Here is a 20,210-nt window from a genome sequence, read left to right as displayed (position 1 = left end):
ATCGAGAGGGCGCGCCGGTGCCGTACATCGGCGGTTATAATTTATAACGCCCTTTGACCCGTTTGTGAAGACTGAAGCTTAAAGCAACCAAACGGACGTAATCACGCAATGCTTTGCGACACTTGTATGAAAAAGCCTCGCGACTGTGCCTGGTTGATTGATTGATTGTTCGTCTCCTTGCTACCTGACGCGGGGCTTCGACTGAAAAGGTGTCCGGGACATGGCCGATCTGAGCACGACGATATGGATCTTCTCGATTCTCGGATTTCTCATCGGCGCCTATTCCATCGTCGCCAATGACGCCATCCAGACTTTGGGCACATTCCTGAGCTCCAACGCCAAACGTCCCTGGTGGGTGTTGTGGGCCTATGCCTGCTCGATCATCGTAGTGGTGATGCTGTGGGGCTTTTTCGGAAGCGATGGCGATATCGCCTTCGGGCGCCTGAATTCCCTGCCCTACCCTGAAGGCGGTGTGCAGTGGTGGCACGCCATTCCGCCGCTCTTCCTGCTGATCCTGACCCGCTACGGAATCCCGGTCTCGACGACATTCCTGGTCCTGACCATTTTCGCGCTGACCGGCGGTGCCAATACCGAGGGCGTGCTGCCGAAAATGCTGACCAAGTCGGCCTTGGGCTACATCGTGGCAATCAGCGCTGCCTTCTTCGTCTACATGATCATCTCGCGGATATTCGAACGCTGGATCGACCGGACCAAGGACGAGCCTCACCATCCTGTCTGGTTTGTCGCCCAGTGGGCCGCCACAGCCTTCCTGTGGTCGCAGTGGCTGATGCAGGACCTGGCCAATATCTTCATCTTCCTGCCGCGCACGACCGAGCTGGTCCCGGTCCTCGACAGCACCGGCCTCCCCTTGATGCAGGAGGGGGTCGCGGTCATGCAGACCCAGGTGGCCTTCTCGCCAATGCTACTGGTGTTTGCGACCGCCGTGATGCTGGCCCTGCACGCCATCATATTCCGCAATCGTGGCGGCGAAATCCAGAAGATCGTCCTGTCCAAGACCAACTCCACCGACATCCGCGCGGCGACGGCGATCGACCTGATCTACGGGGTCATCCTGTACATCTTCAAGGAGGTCAATGACGTGCCGATGAGCACGACCTGGGTCTTCCTGGGCATGCTGGCCGGCCGCGAAATCGCGATCGCCTATATTGCCGGCCTTCGCTCCAAACTCGCCGCCCTGTGGGATGTGGTCTCGGACGTGCTGCGCGCCTTCCTGGGCCTGCTGATCAGCGTCATCCTCGCCATCTTCCTGCCCGCCTGGGCGAGAGGCGAACTGGGCGAGCTGATGTCTGACCTGCCCGGCTACGTCGCTCGCGCCCTGGGCCTCTAGGCCTGTCCATCACCCGTTTGGACGTGGATAATTCATATTTTATGAGTGCTCATTCATCCTTGCGGAGCGGCAATATAGTCCAAGATTTAAAGGGGTTAGAATTCCGTCTTGGATATCAACTGGGCAAAAACGGTCCGCTCGCTTCGGCTTAGGTTGCGGTTGAAACAGGGCTCCCTGGCCGAGCTCATCGGCATCAGCCAGACCTATGTTTCGCGGATCGAGTCAGGCCTGGCCCTCCCGCCGGAACCCGTTGCGGCCGCCATCATGAAACTGGCTGAAGATCCACGCACCCGCTCCCTGTTCGATGATCTGCGCGCCACGGTCGATCACAGCCCCTTCCCCTGTCTCCTCCTGCAGACCGGTCCCGATGGCCCCATCGTGGAGGCCGCCAGCACTGGCATGACACGCGATTTCATGGCCGGCACGAAACAGGTCCGCGCCACGCCCGGCCTGGACCGCCTGATCAGTGACCTCGACGCACTCGCGCGGGAAGGCCTCAATGATGGGAGCATTCTTGGCGCATCTGCCGTCTGGGTCGACCGTGAGCGTTCGGACCGGTTCTGGCAGGTGCGCTACACGCCAATCCGCGACGAGACGGGTGCCAGTTTCGTCCATGTCACCCTGGCCGGCCTGGAAGACAGTCCGGCGGCACGCGCCGCCGCCAATGACGCGACGCCACGGATCGACCGTTTCAACGAAAGCTGACGGGTCAGCGGTAGCGCGACTGAAGCTTGGCGAGGGCGGCCCGACCCGGGGTCAGGCGCTCATAGGGCACCTGGTTGAGCGGGGTCTTGGGCAGCTTGTTGGCCGCCTGCATGTCCGGCAGATCGCTGTTGAGATACAACAGGCCGGTGCGGATTTCGCCCTCGGTCTTGTTCATCATCAGCGTCTCGATCGCCTGGGCCTTGTCGCGTGGATCGTAATCGCTCTCGGTCTTGCGCAGGAAAAGCTCGCCGCCATCCTGCATGGTCACCCGCATGGCGCCATCCGCGTCATAGGAGCCGGTGACCTCGTCGGCATGGGCGACGAAATCCGTGTGCACCAGCGGATGATAATACTTGTAGGTATGGGCGTAGGACTTGGTGGAGCCGGCATGATCATTGAAGGTCACGCACGGCGAGATGACGTCGATCAGGGCAAAGCCCTTGTGCTTCAGCCCGGCCTTGATCAGCGGGATCAGCTGAGACTTGTCACCGGAGAAGGCCCGGGCCACGAAACCCGCACCCAAGGTCAGCGCCTGAACGCAGGGGTCGATCGGCATCTGGTCATTGGCCAGACCCTTTTTCGACTTCGAGCCATAGTCAGCCGCGGCCGAGAACTGGCCCTTGGTCAGCCCGTATACCCCGTTATTCTCGAGGATATACAGCATGTTGAGATTGCGTCGGATGGCGTGGGCGAACTGGCCAAAGCCGATCGACAGCGAGTCACCATCGCCGGAAATGCCGATATAGTTGAGATCGCCATTGGCCGCATTGGCGCCCGTTGCGACGGAAGGCATGCGCCCGTGCACGCAATTGATACCGTGCGACTGGCCCATGAAATAGGCGGTCGTCTTGGAAGAACAGCCAATGCCGGAGACCTTGGCCGCGCTCTCGGGCGCCAGGTCCAGCTCCCAGAAGGCCTGGACCAGGGCGGCGGTGACCGAGTCGTGGCCGCAACCGGCGCACAGGGTCGACATCACGCCTTCATAATTGCGGACCGACAGGCCCAGCTTGTTCTTGGGCAGGTGCTTGTCGATGAAGGGTTTGCTCATGGAGGTCATGCGACGTCTCCCAGGGCTTCCAGATGGGCGGAAATGCCCTCGATGATGAATTTCGGATTGGCGGCCATGCCGGCATAATCGAGGATGGAGACCAGCTTGTGCTTGGGTGCTTCCGTCTCGTTGACCAGCAGCGAGCGCAATTGCCCGTCCCGGTTCTGTTCGACCACGAAGACCTCGTCATACTGCTCGATGAACCGGTCGACCTCGGCATTGAAGGGGAAGCCGCGGACGCGCAGATAATCCAGGTTCACGCCATTCTCGGCAAAGCGATCCAGCGCTTCCAGCACCGCGCCGTCACAGCCACCGACCGAGATGATGGCCCGGCGGGCCGGCTGGCCGCAGCGCGTGATGACCGGCGCCGGAACGGCATTGGCGGCGTTCTTCCACTTGGTGGTCAGACGGTCGAGCACTTCCTTGTACTCGTCACTGTCCTCGGTATAGCCGCCTTTCCAGTTATGGCCGGAGCCACGCGTGAAATAGGCCCCCTTGGGATGTGTACCCGGCAGGGTGCGGTAGGGGATGGCGTCGCCGTCACGGTCTTCATAGCGGTAGAATTTTTCGAGGTTTTCAATCTCGTCGGCAGTCAGCACCTTGCCGCGATCGGGCTGGTAGCTGTCATCCCATTCCAGTTCCGGGATCATCCAGTCATTCATGCCGATATCGAGATCGGTCATGAAGAAGACCGGCGCCTGGAAGCGTTCGGCAATGTCAAAGCTCTGCACCGCCATCTCGAAGCATTCCTTCGGATTGGCCGGGAAGAGCAGGATGTGCTTGGTATCACCATGGCTGGCATAGGCCGCCAGGGTGATGTCGCATTGCTGGGTCCGCGTCGGCAGACCGGTCGACGGCCCCGCCCGCTGGACGTCGAACAACACCACCGGCACTTCGCCATAATAGGCAAAGCCGATGAATTCACTCATCAGCGAAATGCCCGGACCCGAGGTCGGGGTGAAGGAACGGGCACCATTCCAGCCGGCGCCAATGGCCATGCCGACCGAGGCCAGCTCATCCTCGCCCTGGATGATGCAGAAATTCTTCTCGCCGGTATCGGGATCGACGCGGAACTTCTCGCAAAACGCCTTGAAGCCATCCATCAACGAGGTCGAGGGTGTGATCGGATACCAGGCACCGAAGGTCGCGCCGGCATAGACACAGCCCAGGGCAGCAGCCGTATTGCCATCAATCATGATGTGACCGGCGGTCTTGTCCATCGGTTCGATGCGCAGCGGCAGCGGATCGGGAAAATGCTCGCGCACATAGGACAGGCCAAGCTCGATCGCCTTCATGTTGGCATCGATCAGATGAGCCTTGGTGCCGAACATCTCGGTGACGAGACCGCGGATCACTTCGACATCAAGCCCGGTCAGACCGGCGACGGCACCGACATAGGCCATGTTCTTCATCAGCACGCGGGTGCGCGCATTGTCGAAGGCCGCATTGACCAGGCGGGCCAGCGGCACGCCGATCGCGGTGATATCGGGCCGGGCATGCAGGTCAGGCCTTGGCCAGGTCGAGTCGTAGAGCAGGAAACCGCCCGGCGAGACCTCGGCGAGGTCTTGCTTGTAGGTCTCGGCATTCATGGCGACGATGAACTCGGCCGTTCCCGACCGCGCCATATAATTGTCCTTGGTCAGGCGGATCTCATACCAGGTCGGCAGGCCCTGGATGTTGGAGGGGAAGAGATTCTTTCCCACCACCGGCACGCCCATGCGGAAGATCGCCTTCATCAGAAGACCATTGGCCGAGGCCGACCCGGTGCCGTTCACATTGCCGATCTTGATGACGAAGTCGTTGACCCGCACTTCGCTGGAAACGTCCACGAGATCCTTCATTCGGCCGCCACTTTCTTCGTTTCATCGTCGACATGCGGAATGAAGATGTCGGCGTCCTGCATGTCCCATGCTGCGGTCGGGCAGCGCTCGGCGCACAGGCCGCAATGCAGGCAGAGATTTTCGTCCTTGATCATCACCCGGCCGGTATCCTTCAGCGGCTCGGAGACGAACAGGGCCTGGTCCTTGTTATTGGCCGGAACCCGCAGCGACTGGCGCAGCTCGGCTTCCTCGGCAAGCGGCACGATCGACAGGCAGTCGACCGGGCAGATATCCATGCAGGCATCACATTCCTTGCACAGGGGTGCCTCGAACACGGTCTGCACATCACAGTTGAGGCAACGCTGAACCTCCGTCGCGATCTGCTCGGCGGTATAGCCTGTCTCGACTTCCATCTTGCGGTTTGACAGGCGCGCCTTGAGCTCGGCCAACGGCATTTGCCGACGGTGTTCGCCGGTATAGCTGTTGGAATACATCCACTCATTCACGCCCATCTTGGCGGATTGCAGATTGACCCCGCGCGGCAGCCGCGCGGTCATGTCGGTCGCCTCGCAATGCTTGTGGATCGAGATCGCCGCCTGGTGGCCATGCTCGACTGCCCAGATGATGTTCTTGGGTCCAAAAGCACTGTCGCCGCCGAAGAAAACACCCTTCCTGGTCGACTCGAAAGTCGTCTCGTCGACGACCGGCACACCCCATTTGTCGAACTCGATCCCGATATCGCGCTCGATCCAGGGGAAGGCGTTTTCCTGACCGATGGCCAGGATCACGTCGGTACAGGGGATGATCTTTGTCCCGGCAATCCTGGTGTCGGTAATATTGCCGTCCTCATCGAGCTGATACTCCATCAGCTCGAACTCCATGCCGGTCAGCTTGCCGTTCTCGACCACGAAACGCTTGGGCGAGTGATTGACCAGGATGTCGACATTCTCGTCCTCGGCATCTTCCAGCTCCCACGGCGAAGCCTTGAAGAATTGCCGCGGCTTGCGGGCCATTACCTTCACATCGTCGGCGCCAAGACGCAGCGAGGTACGGCAACAATCCATGGCCGTATTGCCGACGCCGATGATCAGGACCTGCTTGCCGATCTTGTCGACATGCTCGAAGGCAACGCTTTCCAGCCAGTCGATACCGATATGGATATTGGCGTCGGCCTCTTCGCGGCCCTCAATCTTGAGGTCCTTGCCCTTGGGCGCACCGGACCCGATGAAAACGGCATCATAGCCGCTCTCGGAGAGGGCCTTGAGGCTCTCGATACGGTGGCCGGTCTTCAGCTCGACGCCCTGGTCGAGGATATAGCCGATCTCCTCGTCCAGCACTTCTTCGGGCAGGCGGAAGGACGGAATATTGGCGATCATCAGTCCGCCGGGACGGTGATGGGCCTCGAAGATCGTGCACTCATAGCCCAGCGGGGCGAGATCATTGGCCACCGTCAAGGACGCCGGACCGGCGCCGATCAGGGCGATCTTCTTGCCATTCGTACTCGCCGGCTTTTGCGGCACGAGATGCTTGACCTCGTCGCGATGGTCGGCGGCGACCCGCTTGAGACGACAGATCGCAACCGGCTCCACCTCGACCCGGCCGCGCCGGCAGGCCGGTTCGCAGGGTCGGTCACAGACCCGGCCGAGAATGCCCGGAAAGACATTGGAACGGCGATTGACGAGATAGGCTTCGGTGAACTCACCTTGCGCAATCAAACGGATATACTCGGGCACCGGCGTATGCGCCGGGCAGGCCCACTGGCAATCCACGACCTTGTGAAAATAGTCGGGATCGCGCGTATCGGTCGGCTTCATGCTCCTCACCCCGGGCTTGCGCCCGCTCTGTGTAATGGGCCGGCGACCGTCGAGGGCCGCAGAATTGACCCCATACTCACATGGTGAACGCGGCAAGGGTCAAGCCTTTTCCCCCTTAAGCGACCGATTGCGCACGCCTTTGTTTGTTAGTGCGAGTGAATTGCAGAATGATCGCGGTAACGGGGACGCGTGGCGGCCAACCGGCTCCCTTCGTTGTCATCCCTGATGGAAGCCCGGCGAAAGCCGGGCGCAAGTCAGGGACCTAACTGGTAGCAACCCGTTAGGTCCCCGCTCTTCGTCCCGCCTGCGCGGGACATCCGGCGGGGATGACAAATGTGGGGCACAAGAAGCGGATTGCCCCGCGCCGCCGCCCACGCCACCCTCGACCCATGACACGCCCCTCACCCCTGCAAAATCGCGTCACGCCAACCGGCGAGATCTGCGCCCACGCCGCCCGCGGCACGCTGATGGGCAATCGCGGCATCCTGCATGATGAGCGCCAGCAACTCGGCACCGCACGCTGGAAACACCAGGCCTGGGTCACCTGCACGCTCGCCTTCAAGGCGCGCCGCCGCGACCTGATGAAACCGGGCAATTACACCGAGCTCTTCTTCACCGACGAAGCCGTCGCCCTCGCCGCGGGACACCGCCCCTGCGGCGAATGCCGCCGCGAGGATTTCAACCGGTTTCGGGATGCCTTCGCCAAAGCCCATCCCGACCTGCCGCACCGCGCGCCGGACATGGATCGGTTGATGCACAAGGCACGGGTGGTCTCGCGGTCGCGGGCGCAGGTGACGTATGAGGCGATGCTGTCAGATCTGCCGGAGGGCGTGTTCTTTCGGGTCGCGCCCGCCGGGGGGCCGCTGGTGCGTTGGCAGGGCAAGGTCTTGGCCTGGTCGTTCGAGGGCTATTCAGCGGGACCGGACGCTTTGCCGGAGCGGGTGGAGGTGCTGACGCCTGAGCCGACGGTGAAGGCGATTGCCGCGGGTTATGTGCCGGTGTGCATTGCCACCGGATAAACCCGCCCATTTTTCCCGGACGCGCATTCGCGCGATCCGGGACCCACGGGAAACTCATCATCACCGGACAGGCCCGTCGGTCCCGGCTCTGCGCCCCGCTTTCGCGGGGCTCCGGCCGGGAAAAATGAGTTTTGGACGGCTGGCGCCGCGCGCGGAACTACCCGTAGGTCGCTTGTCAGCCAGCAGGCGATGAATGGATCAGAGTGCCCGAAAGCGCCCCTCAATAATCGCTACAATTCATCCACCGAATGCTCATGCACCCGCGCTTCCGCTTTCAGCCAGGCGATGAAGGCCCGCGCATCCGGGCTCAGAGGGCGATTGCGCGCTGTGACGATGTGATAGGCGGAGCGGACCGGGGTCGTTCCGTCGGGGAAGAGGGCGACGAGGCGGCCACTGGCGAGGTCGTTCTGCACGAGGGCGCGCTTGGCCAGGGCGACGCCGCGACCGGCGACGGCGGCGTCAATGACCAGGGCTGACTGGTTGAAGCGCACGCCGCCCGACACATCAACACCTCGCGCCCCGCGCGCCTTGAGCCAGGAGGCCCAGTCGGCGCCGTCGACCTCGGTCTCCGGTGAGGCGTCGTGCAGCAGGGTCTGGCCGTGCAGATCCTGGGCGCGGTTAAGCGCCGGGCCATCACGCAAGAGGTCGGGCGAGCAGACCGGCAGGACTTCTTCGGGCAGCAGGGTTTCTTCGTTCAAGGTCATGTCGCCGCCCGGGCCATAGCGGATGCCCAGATCAGCCGCGCCGGCAGCCAGATCAACCCGCTCCGAGGTCGCGGCGATCCAGACCTCGACGCCGGGCACTTCCTCCTGGAAGCGGAACAGGCGCGGCGCCAGCCACTTGCCGGCAAAGGAGGGCGCGACCGAGACGGTCAGCGCGCGCCGATGGACGGGCTGGCGCATCAGGGAGACGGCGCGTTCCAGGGTCTCGAAAGCTTCCGACGTGATGCCGGCTGCAGCGCGGCCAGCCTCGGTCAGGATCAATCCGCGGCCCTGGCGGACAAACAGCGGCGTGCCGACATGCTCTTCCAATTGCCGGATCTGCTGGCTGATCGCGCCCGGTGTGACCGCCAGCTCGTCGGCGGCACGGGCGAAACTCTCAAGCCTCGCGGCGGCCTCGAAGGCGCGCAGGGCATTGAGTGGCGGGAGGCGGGATGTCTGAACCATGGCGCCACATTAGTTTTTCTAACGTCAAAAGCCAATAATCGTCGTTTGAAATCACTGTACCGAATAGAAATATTGAACTCGTCGCGCCACGAAGGCGCAGGATCGGACGAGTGAGCATGCGTGTATTTCCTGCCTCCATTCCCCTAGATGGACAGACGGTGATCGTTGTCGGGCAAGGCCCGATGGCCGAGCCAAAGGCACGCCTGTTCGCGTCTTCCCCAGCCCGGTTGCTTTGGTTCACCGGCGAGACCCATGATCCTGTTGCTTCGGATATTGCCCAGTATGCGAAGATCATCCGCCGTGTGCCGACGCGGCGGGACTTTCGTGGCGCGACATTGATTTTCCTGGCCGGCGGCGAAGACCGCGCGCTGGCCAAGTTGGCCCGTTGGGGTCGCAGCCAGGGCGCGCTGGTCAATATCGTCGACAGCCCGGCCGCCTCGGATTTCCAGACCCCGGCCATTGTCGACCGCGACGGCATTGTCGTCTCGATCGCGTCCGGCGGCGCTGCCCCGGTCCTCTCGGTTGATATCCGCGCCGCAATCGAACAGATCCTGCCGGCCCGGATCGGTGATATCGCCGATCTCGCCCGCGGGCTGCGCGGCACGGTGAAATCCGTGCTGGGCAAGTTCGACGACCGCCGCGCCTTCTGGGAACGCGCCCTGCGCGGCAAGGCCCGCGACCTCGCCCTCAGCGGCGACAAGGCCGGCGCCCGCCGCGAAATGCTGCGCGAACTGAATGGCGAGACGTCCGCCAGGGCCGGCATTGTCCACCTGGTCGGCGCCGGTCCCGGTGATCCCGACCTCCTCACCCTCAAGGCCGCCCGCCTGCTGCGCGAAGCCGATGTGATCGTGCATGACCGCCTCGTCTCGCAAGGCGTGATGGATCTGGCCCGCCGTGATGCCCTGCGCATCGATGTCGGCAAGACCAAGGGCCATCACCCTGTACCGCAGGAGCAGATCGGCGAAATCCTGGTCCGCGAGGCCCGCAAGGGTCAGCGCGTGGTCCGCATCAAGGGCGGCGATCCCTTCGTCTTCGGCCGCGGCGGCGAAGAGCTGGACGTAGTCCGCGCTGCCGGCATCAAGGCCGAGGTCACGCCGGGCATCACGGCTGCGGTCGCCTGCGCCGCCTCGGCCGGCATCCCGCTGACCCATCGCGACCATGCCCAGTCGGTGACGTTTGCCTCTGGTGTCGTCAAGCAGGACGGGCCGGACGCGGACTACCGGGCCCTGTCAGCCCCCAATTCCACGACGGTCTTCTACATGGGAGTCGGGGCTGCGCCGGATATCCAGGCGAAGATGATTGAGGCCGGACGCGATCCCGCCACCCCGGTCGCTCTTGTCGAGAACGGTACGCTGGACACGGAGCGCCGCGTCTTCGGCACGCTCGGTGATCTCGCCGCCCTGGTTGAACGCGAAGCCATTTCCGGGCCCACCATCATGATTGTCGGCGAAGTGGCCGGGGCCGCCCTCACGAGCGCCCGGGCCTCTGCCGGGCAGGAGCAATTCGCATGAAGACCGTCACCGCCAACCGCCTCACCGATGGCCGGGTGATCTATCGCACCGCGACCGGCCAGTGGACGACCGAACTCGCCGAAGCCGCCCGTCTCGACGAGGACCAGGCCGATGCGACGCTCGAAATCGCCTCGGATGAAAGCCACATCGCCGTTGGCGCCTATCTGATCGAACTCGAAGAAGACCGGCCCGGCGGCCAGAAGTGGCGCCGCGAGGGCATCCGCCTGACCGGTCCGACCACCGGTTCCACCCACACACAAGCGACGGCCTGAGCCATGTACAAGTATGACAGCTATGACCACGCCATGGTGGCCGACCGGATCGCGGAGTTTCGCGACCAGGTGACGCGCCGCCTCGATGGTCGTCTGACCGAGGACCAGTTCAAGCCGCTGCGCCTGATGAATGGCGTCTATCTGCAGCTGCACGCCTACATGCTGCGGGTTGCCATCCCCTACGGGACTTTCAACAGCACCCAGATGCGGACCCTGGCCGGTATCGCGCGCGACTATGACCGCGGCTATGGCCACTTCACGACGCGCCAGAACCTGCAATACAACTGGCCGGCCCTGGTCGACATTCCCGACATTCTCGACCGCCTCGCCGCCGTCGAAATGCACGCCATCCAGACCTCGGGCAATTGCATCCGCAATGTCACCGCCGACCCGTTTGCGGGCGCAGCGGCGGACGAGCTGGAAGATGGTCGCCCCTGGGCCGAGATCGTCCGGCAATGGTCGAGCTTCCACCCGGAATTCACCTTCCTGCCGCGCAAGTTCAAGATCGCCGTCAACGGGGCGAAAGCCGACCGTGCCGGGATCCGCGTGCATGATATCGGCCTGCAGATCGTCCGGAACGAGGCCGGCAAGACCGGGTTTGAGGTCTGGGTCGGAGGCGGCCAGGGCCGCACGCCGCGCCTGGGCCAGCTGATCAATCCCTTCCTGGCGCCGGAGGACCTGTTGTCCTACCTGACCGCCTGCCTGCGCGTGTATAATCAGCACGGCCGCCGCGACAATCTCTACAAGGCCCGGATCAAGATCCTGGTCGAGGCGCTGGGCGCCGAGGAATACGGCCGTCAGGTCGAGGATGAATGGGCCGTGATCCGGGATGGTGAGCTGAAACTCCCGGCCGAGGAAATCGCCCGCATCCGCGCCTTTTTCGGCAAGCCGAAACAGGCCGATCCCGCGCCGGTACCGGTGACGGAAAACCGCGCCTTCGCCCGCTGGCTCGATCGCAATCGCCGTGACCATGCGGTGAACGGCCTGTCTTCGCTGGTGATCTCCCTGAAACCCATCGGCGGCACGCCGGGCGATATCACCGACGCCCAGATGGACGCCGTCGCCGACCTCGCCGAGCGCTATGGCTTCGACGAGATCCGCGCCACGCCGGACCAGAACCTGATCCTGCCGCATGTCCGCAATGATGATCTGGAAGCGGTGTGGAACGGGCTGGTCGAGGCCGGTCTCGCCGTCGCCAATGCCGGCCTTGCCACCGATATCGTCGCCTGCCCGGGTCTGGATTATTGCAACCTGGCCAATGCCCGCTCGATCCCGATCGCCCAGGCGATTTCCAGCCTGCTGGAAGAAAAGGGCCTGTCGGAGAAAGCCGGTGATGTGACCATCAAGATCGATGGCTGCATCAATGCCTGCGGACACCACCATGTCGCCCATATCGGCGTGCTCGGCGTCGACAAGCGCGGCGAGGAATTCTACCAGATCACGCTGGGCGGGGCCTTCGGGGCCGATGCTGCCATCGGCTCGATCATCGGCAAGGGCCTCGCTGGCGAGGACGTGCCCGCCGCCATTGCCCGCCTGCTGGAAACCTATCTCGACATCCGCGCCTCAGACGAGCGCTTCATCGACACGCTGCGCCGTGTCGGATCCGACGCCTTCAAGGAGGCCATTTATGCTGACGCTTGATCGCAAAGACGACACCCGCCCCATTATCGACGCCCAACTGGCCGCCGGTGGCGGACGGATCGTGGAGCTGGACGGCGATGCCGACTGGCGCGAAGCCAGTACCGAGATCGTCGGCGCTGTCCGCGTCGACATCCGCTTTCCCAAATTCAATGACGGCCGGGGCTTTTCCCTGGCGACCCAGCTGCGCGAACGGGCCGGCTATGCCGGCAAGCTGCGCGCGGTCGGCGACCTCATCCCCGACCAGGCCCAGCACCTGATCCGCGTCGGCTTCGACGATGTCGATCCCGATCGCAAGGGGCTGGAAGCCGACTGGGCCCGTGCCCGCACCCGCTTCGCCCATGCCTACCAGCCGGGCCGGGGCAATGTCACACCGCTCTTCCGCCATCGCCACAAACGACCCGAGGACGATCTCGCCGCGCTGAATGCCCGCTATCGCGACATGACCCCGCAGGAGATTCTGCGCGACGCCATCGAGAACAAATGGGTCGGCAAGATCGCCATCATGTCGTCCTTCGGGGCGGAGGCGGCCGTCGGCCTGCACATGATCGCGCAGATCGATCCGGCGACCCCCGTCATTTTTCTCGATACCGGCCGCCTGTTTGCCCAGACCGAACAATACCAGCGTCAGCTCACTGATCAGCTCGGACTGACCAATCTCCGCCTCCTGACGCCGGATGCCGACGCGGTGGCCGAGGAAGACAACGACGAGCGTCTGTGGCGCCGGGATCCCGACGCCTGCTGTACCTTGCGCAAGGTACGGCCGCTGGACGGGATCATCGGCGACTATGACGCCCTGATCACCGGGCGCAAACGCTTCCATGGCGGCGGTCGCATGGCGCTGCCCGTCGTCGAGCGCATCAATGGCCGCATCCGGGTCAATCCGCTCGCCAATTGGGATGCCGCCGCGATCGAGGGTTATTTCCAGCGCTTCGATTTGCCGCGACACCCGCTGACCGATATGGGGTATGCCTCGATCGGTTGCTGGACCTGTACCGCGCCGGTCCAGGGCAATGGCGACATCCGCTCGGGCCGCTGGATTGGCCAGTCCAAGACCGAGTGCGGCATTCATTCTCCGGCCCAGAATGCGGCCGAACACGTCGCTGCGGAATAACAAGAACTCACGAAAGGACACTGCCAGTGTCTGCCCAACATGTGCTCGACCTGATTGGCCATACGCCGCTGATCCGGCTGGACGGTCCGTCCGACGCGACGGGATGCGAAATCCTCGGCAAGGCCGAATTCCTCAATCCGGGCGGTTCGGTGAAAGACCGCGCCGCGCTCAATATCGTGCGCGAAGCGGAAGCTGACGGATCCCTGAAACCCGGTGGCACCATCGTCGAGGGTACAGCCGGCAATACCGGTATCGGCCTCGCCCTGGTCGGCGGCGCGCTGGGCTATGACGTCATCATCGTCATGCCGCGCACCCAGTCGGAAGAGAAGAAGGCGGCGATCCGCTCCTTTGGTGCCCGCCTGATCGAGGTCGACGCGGCGCCCTTCTCCAGCCCCAACCACTTCGTCCATTATTCGCGCCGCCTCGCCGAAGAGCTCAATGAGAGCCAGCCCAAGGGCGCGATCTGGGCCAACCAGTTCGACAATCTCGCCAACAAGCGCGCCCATGCGCTGACCACCGGCCCGGAAATCTGGCAGCAGACCGGCGGTGATATCGACGGTTTCATCTGTGCGGTCGGTTCGGGTGGCACGCTGGCCGGTGTCGCCGACGCCCTGCGCGCCCACAAGCCGGACATCGCCATCGGAGCCGCCGACCCGGCGGGCGCCGCCCTCTATAACTACTACACCAAGGGCGAGCTGAAGGGCGAAGGCTCATCGATCACCGAAGGCATTGGCGTCAACCGCATCACCGGTAATCTGGAAGGCCTCGAGGTCTCCCATGTCTACCGCATCGAAGACGCCGAAATGCTGCCCATCCTGTTTGATCTCGTGAAAACCGAGGGCCTGTCCCTGGGTGGCTCAGCCGGCATCAATATCGCCGGCGCCATGCGCCTGGCTCGCGATCTGGGTCCCGGCAAGACCATCGTCACCATGTTGTGTGACAGCGGTGCGCGCTATGCCGGCAAGCTGTTCAACCCGGACTTCCTGTCCTCGCGGGGCTTGCCTGTTCCGCCCTGGGCCGATACCGAAACGCCGCGCGTGACGGCCTGACGCTTCAAACCGACAGACCCCACCCGAAACCGAGTACGAGACCATGACGATGACCGCGACAGCGCCTGCCAAGAAAAATGCCGTTTCCGCCAAGCCCGGCCCGTTCACGGTCGAGACGGTATTGTCGGTGACCCATTACACCGACCGGCTCTTCCATTTCCGGATCACCCGTCCGGATGCCTTCCGCTTCCGTTCCGGCGAATTCATCATGATCGGCCTGCCCAAGGAAGACGGCAAACCGCTGCTGCGCGCCTATTCGCTGGCCAGCCCGTTCTGGGATGAGGCCCTCGATTTTTACTCGATCAAGGTACCCGACGGGCCTTTGACTTCGCGCCTCCAGCACATCAAGCAAGGCGATGAAGTCCTCCTCGGCCGCAAGCCGACCGGCACGCTGGTGCTCGATGCGCTCAAGCCCGGCAAGCGTCTCTACATGATCTCGACCGGCACCGGCATTGCGCCCTTTGCCAGCCTGATCCGCGATCCGGAGACCTATGAGAAATTCGACCAGGTCATCCTCACTCATACCTGCCGCGAAGCCGCCGAGCTGACCTATGGCAATGAGCTCGTTGCCGCCGTGAAGGATGACGAGCTGATCGGCGAATTCGCCCGGGAGAAACTGGTCCATTTCGCCTCGGTCACCCGCGAAGAGGGCCCGATCAAGGGGCGCGTCACCGACATGATCGAAAGCGGCGAACTGTTCGAACGCCTGGGCGTTCCGCCCCTCGACCCGGAATCAGACCGGGTGATGATCTGCGGATCTGAGGGCCTCTTGCGGGACGTCAAACAGATCTGCCTCGACCGCAATTTCGTCGAAGGCTCGAATGCAGCACCGGCGGACTTTGTCGTCGAGAAGGCGTTTGTGGCGACCTAGGCGGCGAGGTCATTCCTCACACCCATCTCTCTTGATTTTTCCCGGAGGCGCGCAGCGCCATCCGGGACCGACGGGTTTGGTTTGCAAGGGATATCCGACGCCGATACACGCGTGTCATCCCGGGCGCAGCCCTGACCTGATCAGGGCGAAGACCCGGGACCCATACGCCCGGTGCGGCCAGCTTTCGCGATAATGGGTCCCGGATCGCCGCCCGGCTCGAGGCCGGGCATATGTCTGGGATGACAAGATTTTGTGACTTTATCCCCGCTGCGCACCCCTTTCCTTCTCCCTTGGGAGAAGGTGCCGCGAAGCGGCGGATGAGGGGGAAACGCCCGCTTTCACCGTGATTTACCCCTCACCCTGACCCTCTCCCGAGGGAGAGGGAACGCACCACCCAGCATAAAATCCAGGAAACTTATCCTCCCCCCTTATCCACCATGGGACACTGCGCTCGGTTTTCGGGACGGGAGGCACGAGCTCAGTCACTTGTGCCCGGAAACGAGCGGAGCCTGTCCGCGCCTTGGATGTGACACTCCAAAGCTCCGGCAGGGCGTGCGATCAGGTCCAGGGGCACTAAACGACCGACCCTCAGTACCTGGCGCATTGGAATCGGGGGCGAGAGCGTCCGGGAAACCTCCGCGAGCGGGATGCTTGTCGAAGCCTACCGTTATTAAAACAGCGCTTTATCGGCTCCGGCCGACATCCCGCTCCCTCCCAACTCTCCGGCGCGAAAGCGTGCGGACCCCTCACCCTGTTTGAAACCCTGCCAGAGATTGGAGACCGCCATGTCCCGTACCCGCCCGATCGACCCGCAAGCGCCGATCACCCCGAAAAACCCCGACCTGACCACCACGCAAGGCGCGCTGATCGGCGATTGCGTGCATTATGAATGCCTTGCCCTGAAAGGCATTCACGACGCCATGCAGCAGCAACTCGCCAAGGGCGACAGCAAGGCCGCCATCGCCTCAGCCGAAATCCTGCTGGACCGCCTCAAGTCCAGCTGGCTGGCCGATGCATTGGGCGAGCTGAACGAATATTTCCGCGATGACGAGTCCAATGTCCGCCACGACATGGTGCAGACCCTGCGCGACATTGCCCGCATGCTGGACGGTGAATTCGGGGAAGGTCTCGAACCGGGTTCCTATACGCGCGATCCCGACGAATATCACGACCTGCTCAAGCAGGCGAAGAAACAGGCAAAGGCCGGCAAGCGGAGTCTTTATGTGACGATGTGAGGGAGGAGCGCGAGAGCCGGGCCTGCCCCAATTTGTCATCCCTGATGGACGCCCCGCAAAGGCGGGGCGAAAGTCAGGGACCTAGCTGGTCGCAACCACATGGGTCCCCGTCCTGCGTCCGGCCTTCGCCGGACATCCAACGGGGATGACAAGGTGTTTGAAACCCCGCCCGGCCATGCGTCTGTCATCGAAAGAGGCGCCGCTTCGTCAAAGGCAGGACTTGGCAGACAGATCGCGTCAGCTTAGGCCTTGTGAAACACAATCTTGAGGGGAAACCGATGTCAGTGGTGCAGGACTTCTTTGATGACATTCGGGCGGTCTTCAAGACCGGAGAAGCCAGCGAGCACAGCTACCGCCCGGCCTTGAAGACGCTGTTCGACGCCCTCTCACCAGACGATCTCGCTGCCGTCAACGAGCCGCGCCGGACGGAAGTCGGTGCCCCTGACTTCAGCTTCCTGCGCGATGGCGTCCCGGTCGGGCATTGCGAGGCCAAGGATATCGGCCTCGGCCTGACCACGCTCAAGGGATATTCCATCGAACAGAAGAAGCGCTACACCAAGGCCTTCCCCAACCTGCTCTACACCAACGGGCTGGAGTTCGAGTTCATCTTCGAAGGCGAGCGTCGGGCGCTGGTCAATATCGGCGACGCCCTGTTGGGCGACCTGCAGCCGCGTGAAGAGGTCTTTGCCGAACTCGAACACCTGTTGCGGGACTTCTTCACCGAGCGCCCGCGCACCATCCATTCGTCGAAAAAGCTGGCGGAAATGATGGCCGGCAAGGCGGCCCTCATCAAGGACGTCATGGGCCGGGCCCTCCTGGCTGACCGCAAGGACAAGGCCGACACGCCGCTGGTCGAGCAGTATGAGGCCTTCAGGGAGCACCTGATCCACGACATCCAGCCCGCCGACTTCGCCGATCTTTATGCGGAGACCATTGCCTACGGCCTGTTTGCGGCCCGCCTCCACGATGACACGCTGGACACATTCTCCCGAACCGAGGCGCTGGAATTGCTGCCGAAGTCCAACCCCTTCCTGCGCAGCCTGTTCAGCTATATCGCCGGACCGGACCTGGATGACCGCATCGCCTGGGTCATCGACGAACTGGCGAAAATCTTCCTCGCCTGCGACCTCAAGTCGATCATGGCGGACTTCGGCAAGCTGACCGGCCAGCAAGACCCGTTCCTGCACTTCTATGAAACCTTCCTCGCCGCCTATAATCCCGCCAAGCGCAAGGCGAAGGGGGTCTGGTACACGCCGGAGCCGGTGGTGAATTTCATCGTCCGCGCCGTGGACGAGGTGCTGAAAACCGAATTCGGCCTCGCGGACGGGCTGGCGGACACCTCCAAGATCAAAATTGACTGGGATACCGGCCAGAAAGCGATGACCAAGGACGGCAAACGAATCCGCAAATCCGGCGAGACCGCGAAAGAGACGCGCGAGGTCCACCGCGTCCAGATCCTCGACCCGGCAACCGGGACCGGCACCTTCCTGGCCGAGGTGATCAAGCAGATTGCCCCGCGCATCCAGGACATCGCCCCGGGCATGTGGTCAAAATATATCGAGGACGACCTGATCCCGCGCCTGCACGGATTCGAGCTCCTGATGGCGAGCTATGCCATGTGCCACATGAAGCTCGACATGATCCTCACCAAGCTGGGCTACAAACCGACCGGGACGCCCCCGCGCCTCTCGGTCTATCTGACCAATTCGCTGGAAGAAGGCGAACCCGCCGACCAGACCCTGCCCTTCGCCCAATGGCTGTCCAGGGAGGCCAAGGGCGCCAACACGATCAAGCGCGACATGCCCATCATGTGCGTGATCGGCAATCCGCCTTACTTGGGCGAAGGCGGTGTGTCCGAAGGCTGGCTCGGTCAGCTGATGGATGATTACAAGAAGGAGCCGGGCGGGATTGAAAAGCTCAAGGAGCGCAATCCCAAATGGATCAATGACCTCTATGTGAAATTCATCCGCATGTCCTCGCACCTGATCGAGAAGAATGGCGAAGGCGTGCTCGGCTTCATCACCAATCACGGCTATCTCGACAATCCCACCTTCCGGGGCATGCGCTGGCGCCTGATGAAGGATTTCGACAGGATCTGGATTCTCGACCTGCACGGCAATGCCAAAAAGAAAGAGGTCAGCCCCGACGGCAGACCGGACAAGAATGTCTTCGATATCCAGCAAGGTGTCGCCATCATCATCGCGGTCAAGACAGGCAAGGGCGGCGGCGGGCTGGCCGAGGTGATGCAAGGCGATCTGTGGGGCGCGCGGGCAGACAAATATGAGGCGCTGACAGGTTGTGGACTTGCTTCGCCCAACTTCGCTAGCATACGACCTGAAGGCCCCAATTACCCCCTTCAGCCAGTAAACCAAGAGCTTCGAACGACGTTCGAAGCCGGCTTCAATCTGAAAGAATTCGCTCCCCAACACGCCATTGGCATCATCACGAAGCGAGATGGTGTTGTTCTTTCGTCGAACCGTGAAAAAGTGGAATCCTTGGTTCAAGACCTTGCTCTCTTGTCAGTTGACGAAGTGAGAGCTAAGCGCCCAGAGATTCATGATACGGCTGGATGGAGCCTTTCTAGGGCAAAAGAGAACATTATAGCCTGCGGAACAAAAGAAAAAATAAAGCCAGTTCTAAATTTCCCGTTTGATGTAAAATACACTTACCACTCAGATCGGTCTCTTGGATTTCTTGCACGACCAGTATACCCAACAATGCGTCATTTTTATAATGACAATATTGGATTGATGTTCACAAGAATTACAAAGGACGCGTTTTCGGTCTTTGTTACCAAATTTATGGCCACACATAAATCAGCCAGCCGATACGACGGTACATACATCGCCCCCCTCTACCTCTACCCCGCCGAAGACGAACTCGACCAGGCTCGCCGCATCAATTTCGACCCCAAACTCCATGCGAAACTCCGCAAACTCGCGACCCATCCAGAGTTTGGCGAACCGGGTGAGGTCGCCGTCTTCGACTATATCTACGGCGTGCTGCACAGCCCCGACTATCGCGAGACCTTTGCCGAATTCCTGAAGATCGATTTTCCGCGCATTCCCTGGCCCGCCACGCCGGACGTGTTCTGGTCGGTGCGCGAAAAGGGCGAGGCGCTGCGTCGCCTGCATCTGATGGAGGATACGGCAGTGGGCGAGACGCCCTATCCCTTCCTGGGCGATGGCGATCCGGTGCTCGAGGCCAGGCATCCCGATTTCAAGGCTACCAAAGACGGTCTGGGCGACGTCTGGATCAACAAGTCCCAGCGCTTCACGAATGTACCCGAAATCGCCTGGGGCTTCCCCATCGGCGGCTACCAGCCGGCGCAGAAATGGCTGAAGGACCGCAAGGGCCGCACGCTCGGCTTTGACGATATCCGTCACTACCAGAAGATCATCAAGATCCTCGCCGAAACCGACCGCATCATGAAGGAGATCAAGCTCCCGCTCGATCTGCCTGAGCCTTCATAGCGGCGCACAACACCTGCCCCCTTTATGGTGACAGGCCTGCCCCAAATTGTCATCCCTGATGGACGCCCCGCGAAGGCGGGGCGAAAGTCAGGGACCTATATGTTGCAAAGAGTTAGGTCCCCGTCTT

The 20,210-nt window shown here is 62.4% G+C and carries 15 protein-coding genes; 11 read left to right on the top strand and 4 right to left on the bottom strand.

The features are described 5' to 3' along the window. Positions 1-220 precede the first annotated feature (220 nt). Together MMAR10_RS01815 and MMAR10_RS01810 are read left to right on the top strand one after the other, a co-directional pair. A complete protein-coding gene (locus MMAR10_RS01815) occupies positions 221-1,348 on the top strand; it encodes a hypothetical protein (protein WP_011642294.1) in 1,128 nt (375 codons plus the stop codon). Between the two features lie 108 nt (positions 1,349-1,456). Then, on the top strand, positions 1,457-2,053 hold the full coding sequence (locus MMAR10_RS01810) for a helix-turn-helix domain-containing protein (protein WP_011642293.1): 597 nt from the start codon (positions 1,457-1,459) through the stop codon (positions 2,051-2,053). A 4-nt stretch (positions 2,054-2,057) separates the two neighbouring features. Here MMAR10_RS01810 and MMAR10_RS01805 read toward each other — a convergent pair whose 3' ends face one another. Genes MMAR10_RS01805 through MMAR10_RS01795 form a run of 3 tightly spaced genes read right to left on the bottom strand, consistent with a single transcriptional unit; the run spans position 2,058 to position 6,735 of the window. After that, entirely contained in the window at positions 2,058-3,110 is a 1,053-nt protein-coding gene (locus tag MMAR10_RS01805) for a 2-oxoacid:ferredoxin oxidoreductase subunit beta (protein ID WP_011642292.1), read from the bottom strand. Further along, on the bottom strand, positions 3,107-4,942 hold the full coding sequence (locus MMAR10_RS01800; RefSeq protein ID WP_011642291.1) for a 2-oxoacid:acceptor oxidoreductase subunit alpha: 1,836 nt from the start codon (positions 4,940-4,942) through the stop codon (positions 3,107-3,109). Before MMAR10_RS01800 ends, MMAR10_RS01805 begins: the two co-directional genes overlap by 4 nt. After that, a complete protein-coding gene (locus MMAR10_RS01795; RefSeq protein ID WP_011642290.1) occupies positions 4,939-6,735 on the bottom strand; it encodes an FAD-dependent oxidoreductase in 1,797 nt (598 codons plus the stop codon). The genes MMAR10_RS01800 and MMAR10_RS01795 overlap by 4 nt, the downstream gene beginning before the upstream one ends. 389 nt (positions 6,736-7,124) lie before the next feature. Here MMAR10_RS01795 and MMAR10_RS01790 point away from each other — a divergent pair, with 389 nt between their 5' ends. Beyond that, on the top strand, positions 7,125-7,754 hold the full coding sequence (locus MMAR10_RS01790; RefSeq protein ID WP_041636686.1) for a hypothetical protein: 630 nt from the start codon (positions 7,125-7,127) through the stop codon (positions 7,752-7,754). 230 nt (positions 7,755-7,984) lie between these two features. Here the strand turns inward: MMAR10_RS01790 and gcvA are convergent, their stop codons facing one another. Then, on the bottom strand, positions 7,985-8,920 hold the full coding sequence (gene gcvA, locus MMAR10_RS01785; RefSeq protein WP_011642288.1) for a transcriptional regulator GcvA: 936 nt from the start codon (positions 8,918-8,920) through the stop codon (positions 7,985-7,987). A gap of 116 nt (positions 8,921-9,036) precedes the next feature. Between gcvA and cysG the strand changes: the two genes are divergently transcribed. The 8 genes from cysG to MMAR10_RS01745 all read left to right on the top strand — a co-directional run bounded on the left by cysG (position 9,037) and on the right by MMAR10_RS01745 (position 20,083). Then, positions 9,037-10,431: a siroheme synthase CysG gene (cysG, locus tag MMAR10_RS01780; protein WP_011642287.1), complete on the top strand. Its 1,395-nt coding sequence runs from the start codon at positions 9,037-9,039 to the stop codon at positions 10,429-10,431. Continuing rightward, complete coding sequence (locus MMAR10_RS01775) at positions 10,428-10,703, top strand: DUF2849 domain-containing protein (RefSeq protein ID WP_011642286.1); 276 nt, start codon at positions 10,428-10,430, stop codon at positions 10,701-10,703. Before cysG ends, MMAR10_RS01775 begins: the two co-directional genes overlap by 4 nt. A 3-nt stretch (positions 10,704-10,706) precedes the next feature. Beyond that, positions 10,707-12,344 (top strand): nitrite/sulfite reductase, encoded by a 1,638-nt coding sequence (locus MMAR10_RS01770; protein WP_011642285.1) that lies wholly within the window; start codon positions 10,707-10,709, stop codon positions 12,342-12,344. Beyond that, positions 12,331-13,455, top strand: coding sequence for a phosphoadenylyl-sulfate reductase (locus MMAR10_RS16620; RefSeq protein ID WP_011642284.1), 1,125 nt, complete (start codon positions 12,331-12,333; stop codon positions 13,453-13,455). Before MMAR10_RS01770 ends, MMAR10_RS16620 begins: the two co-directional genes overlap by 14 nt. Positions 13,456-13,481: 26 nt before the next feature. Continuing rightward, positions 13,482-14,504: a cysteine synthase A gene (locus tag MMAR10_RS01760; RefSeq protein WP_011642283.1), complete on the top strand. Its 1,023-nt coding sequence runs from the start codon at positions 13,482-13,484 to the stop codon at positions 14,502-14,504. Between the two features lie 43 nt (positions 14,505-14,547). Beyond that, positions 14,548-15,375 carry a ferredoxin--NADP reductase gene (locus tag MMAR10_RS01755; protein WP_011642282.1) on the top strand — a complete coding sequence of 276 codons (828 nt, stop codon included), beginning with the start codon at positions 14,548-14,550 and terminating at the stop codon, positions 15,373-15,375. Positions 15,376-16,160: 785 nt separating this feature from the next. Next, entirely contained in the window at positions 16,161-16,610 is a 450-nt protein-coding gene (locus tag MMAR10_RS01750; RefSeq protein WP_011642281.1) for a hypothetical protein, read from the top strand. Between the two features lie 278 nt (positions 16,611-16,888). After that, positions 16,889-20,083, top strand: a complete 3,195-nt coding sequence (locus MMAR10_RS01745) for a type ISP restriction/modification enzyme (protein ID WP_011642280.1) — start codon at positions 16,889-16,891, stop codon at positions 20,081-20,083. Positions 20,084-20,210: the final 127 nt, after the last annotated feature.

This window comes from Maricaulis maris MCS10, assembly GCF_000014745.1.
In the GTDB taxonomy this organism is placed as follows: domain Bacteria; phylum Pseudomonadota; class Alphaproteobacteria; order Caulobacterales; family Maricaulaceae; genus Maricaulis; species Maricaulis maris_A.
The sequence above is the reverse complement of the archived record's forward strand: the minus strand, read 5'-3'. Positions and strand labels throughout refer to the sequence as shown.

Bases quoted from the DNA above. Each gene is read 5' to 3' on its own strand.
- MMAR10_RS01815 (WP_011642294.1), top strand. From the start codon at position 221: ATGGCCGATCTGAGCACGACGATATGGATCTTCTCGATTCTCGGATTT.
- MMAR10_RS01805 (WP_011642292.1), bottom strand. From the start codon at position 3,110: ATGACCTCCATGAGCAAACCCTTCATCGACAAGCACCTGCCCAAGAAC.
- MMAR10_RS01800 (WP_011642291.1), bottom strand. From the start codon at position 4,942: ATGAAGGATCTCGTGGACGTTTCCAGCGAAGTGCGGGTCAACGACTTC.
- MMAR10_RS01795 (WP_011642290.1), bottom strand. From the start codon at position 6,735: ATGAAGCCGACCGATACGCGCGATCCCGACTATTTTCACAAGGTCGTG.
- MMAR10_RS01790 (WP_041636686.1), top strand. From the start codon at position 7,125: ATGACACGCCCCTCACCCCTGCAAAATCGCGTCACGCCAACCGGCGAG.
- gcvA (WP_011642288.1), bottom strand. From the start codon at position 8,920: ATGGTTCAGACATCCCGCCTCCCGCCACTCAATGCCCTGCGCGCCTTC.
- cysG (WP_011642287.1), top strand. From the start codon at position 9,037: ATGCGTGTATTTCCTGCCTCCATTCCCCTAGATGGACAGACGGTGATC.
- MMAR10_RS01775 (WP_011642286.1), top strand. From the start codon at position 10,428: ATGAAGACCGTCACCGCCAACCGCCTCACCGATGGCCGGGTGATCTAT.
- MMAR10_RS01770 (WP_011642285.1), top strand. From the start codon at position 10,707: ATGTACAAGTATGACAGCTATGACCACGCCATGGTGGCCGACCGGATC.
- MMAR10_RS16620 (WP_011642284.1), top strand. From the start codon at position 12,331: ATGCTGACGCTTGATCGCAAAGACGACACCCGCCCCATTATCGACGCC.
- MMAR10_RS01755 (WP_011642282.1), top strand. From the start codon at position 14,548: ATGACGATGACCGCGACAGCGCCTGCCAAGAAAAATGCCGTTTCCGCC.
- MMAR10_RS01750 (WP_011642281.1), top strand. From the start codon at position 16,161: ATGTCCCGTACCCGCCCGATCGACCCGCAAGCGCCGATCACCCCGAAA.
- MMAR10_RS01745 (WP_011642280.1), top strand. From the start codon at position 16,889: ATGTCAGTGGTGCAGGACTTCTTTGATGACATTCGGGCGGTCTTCAAG.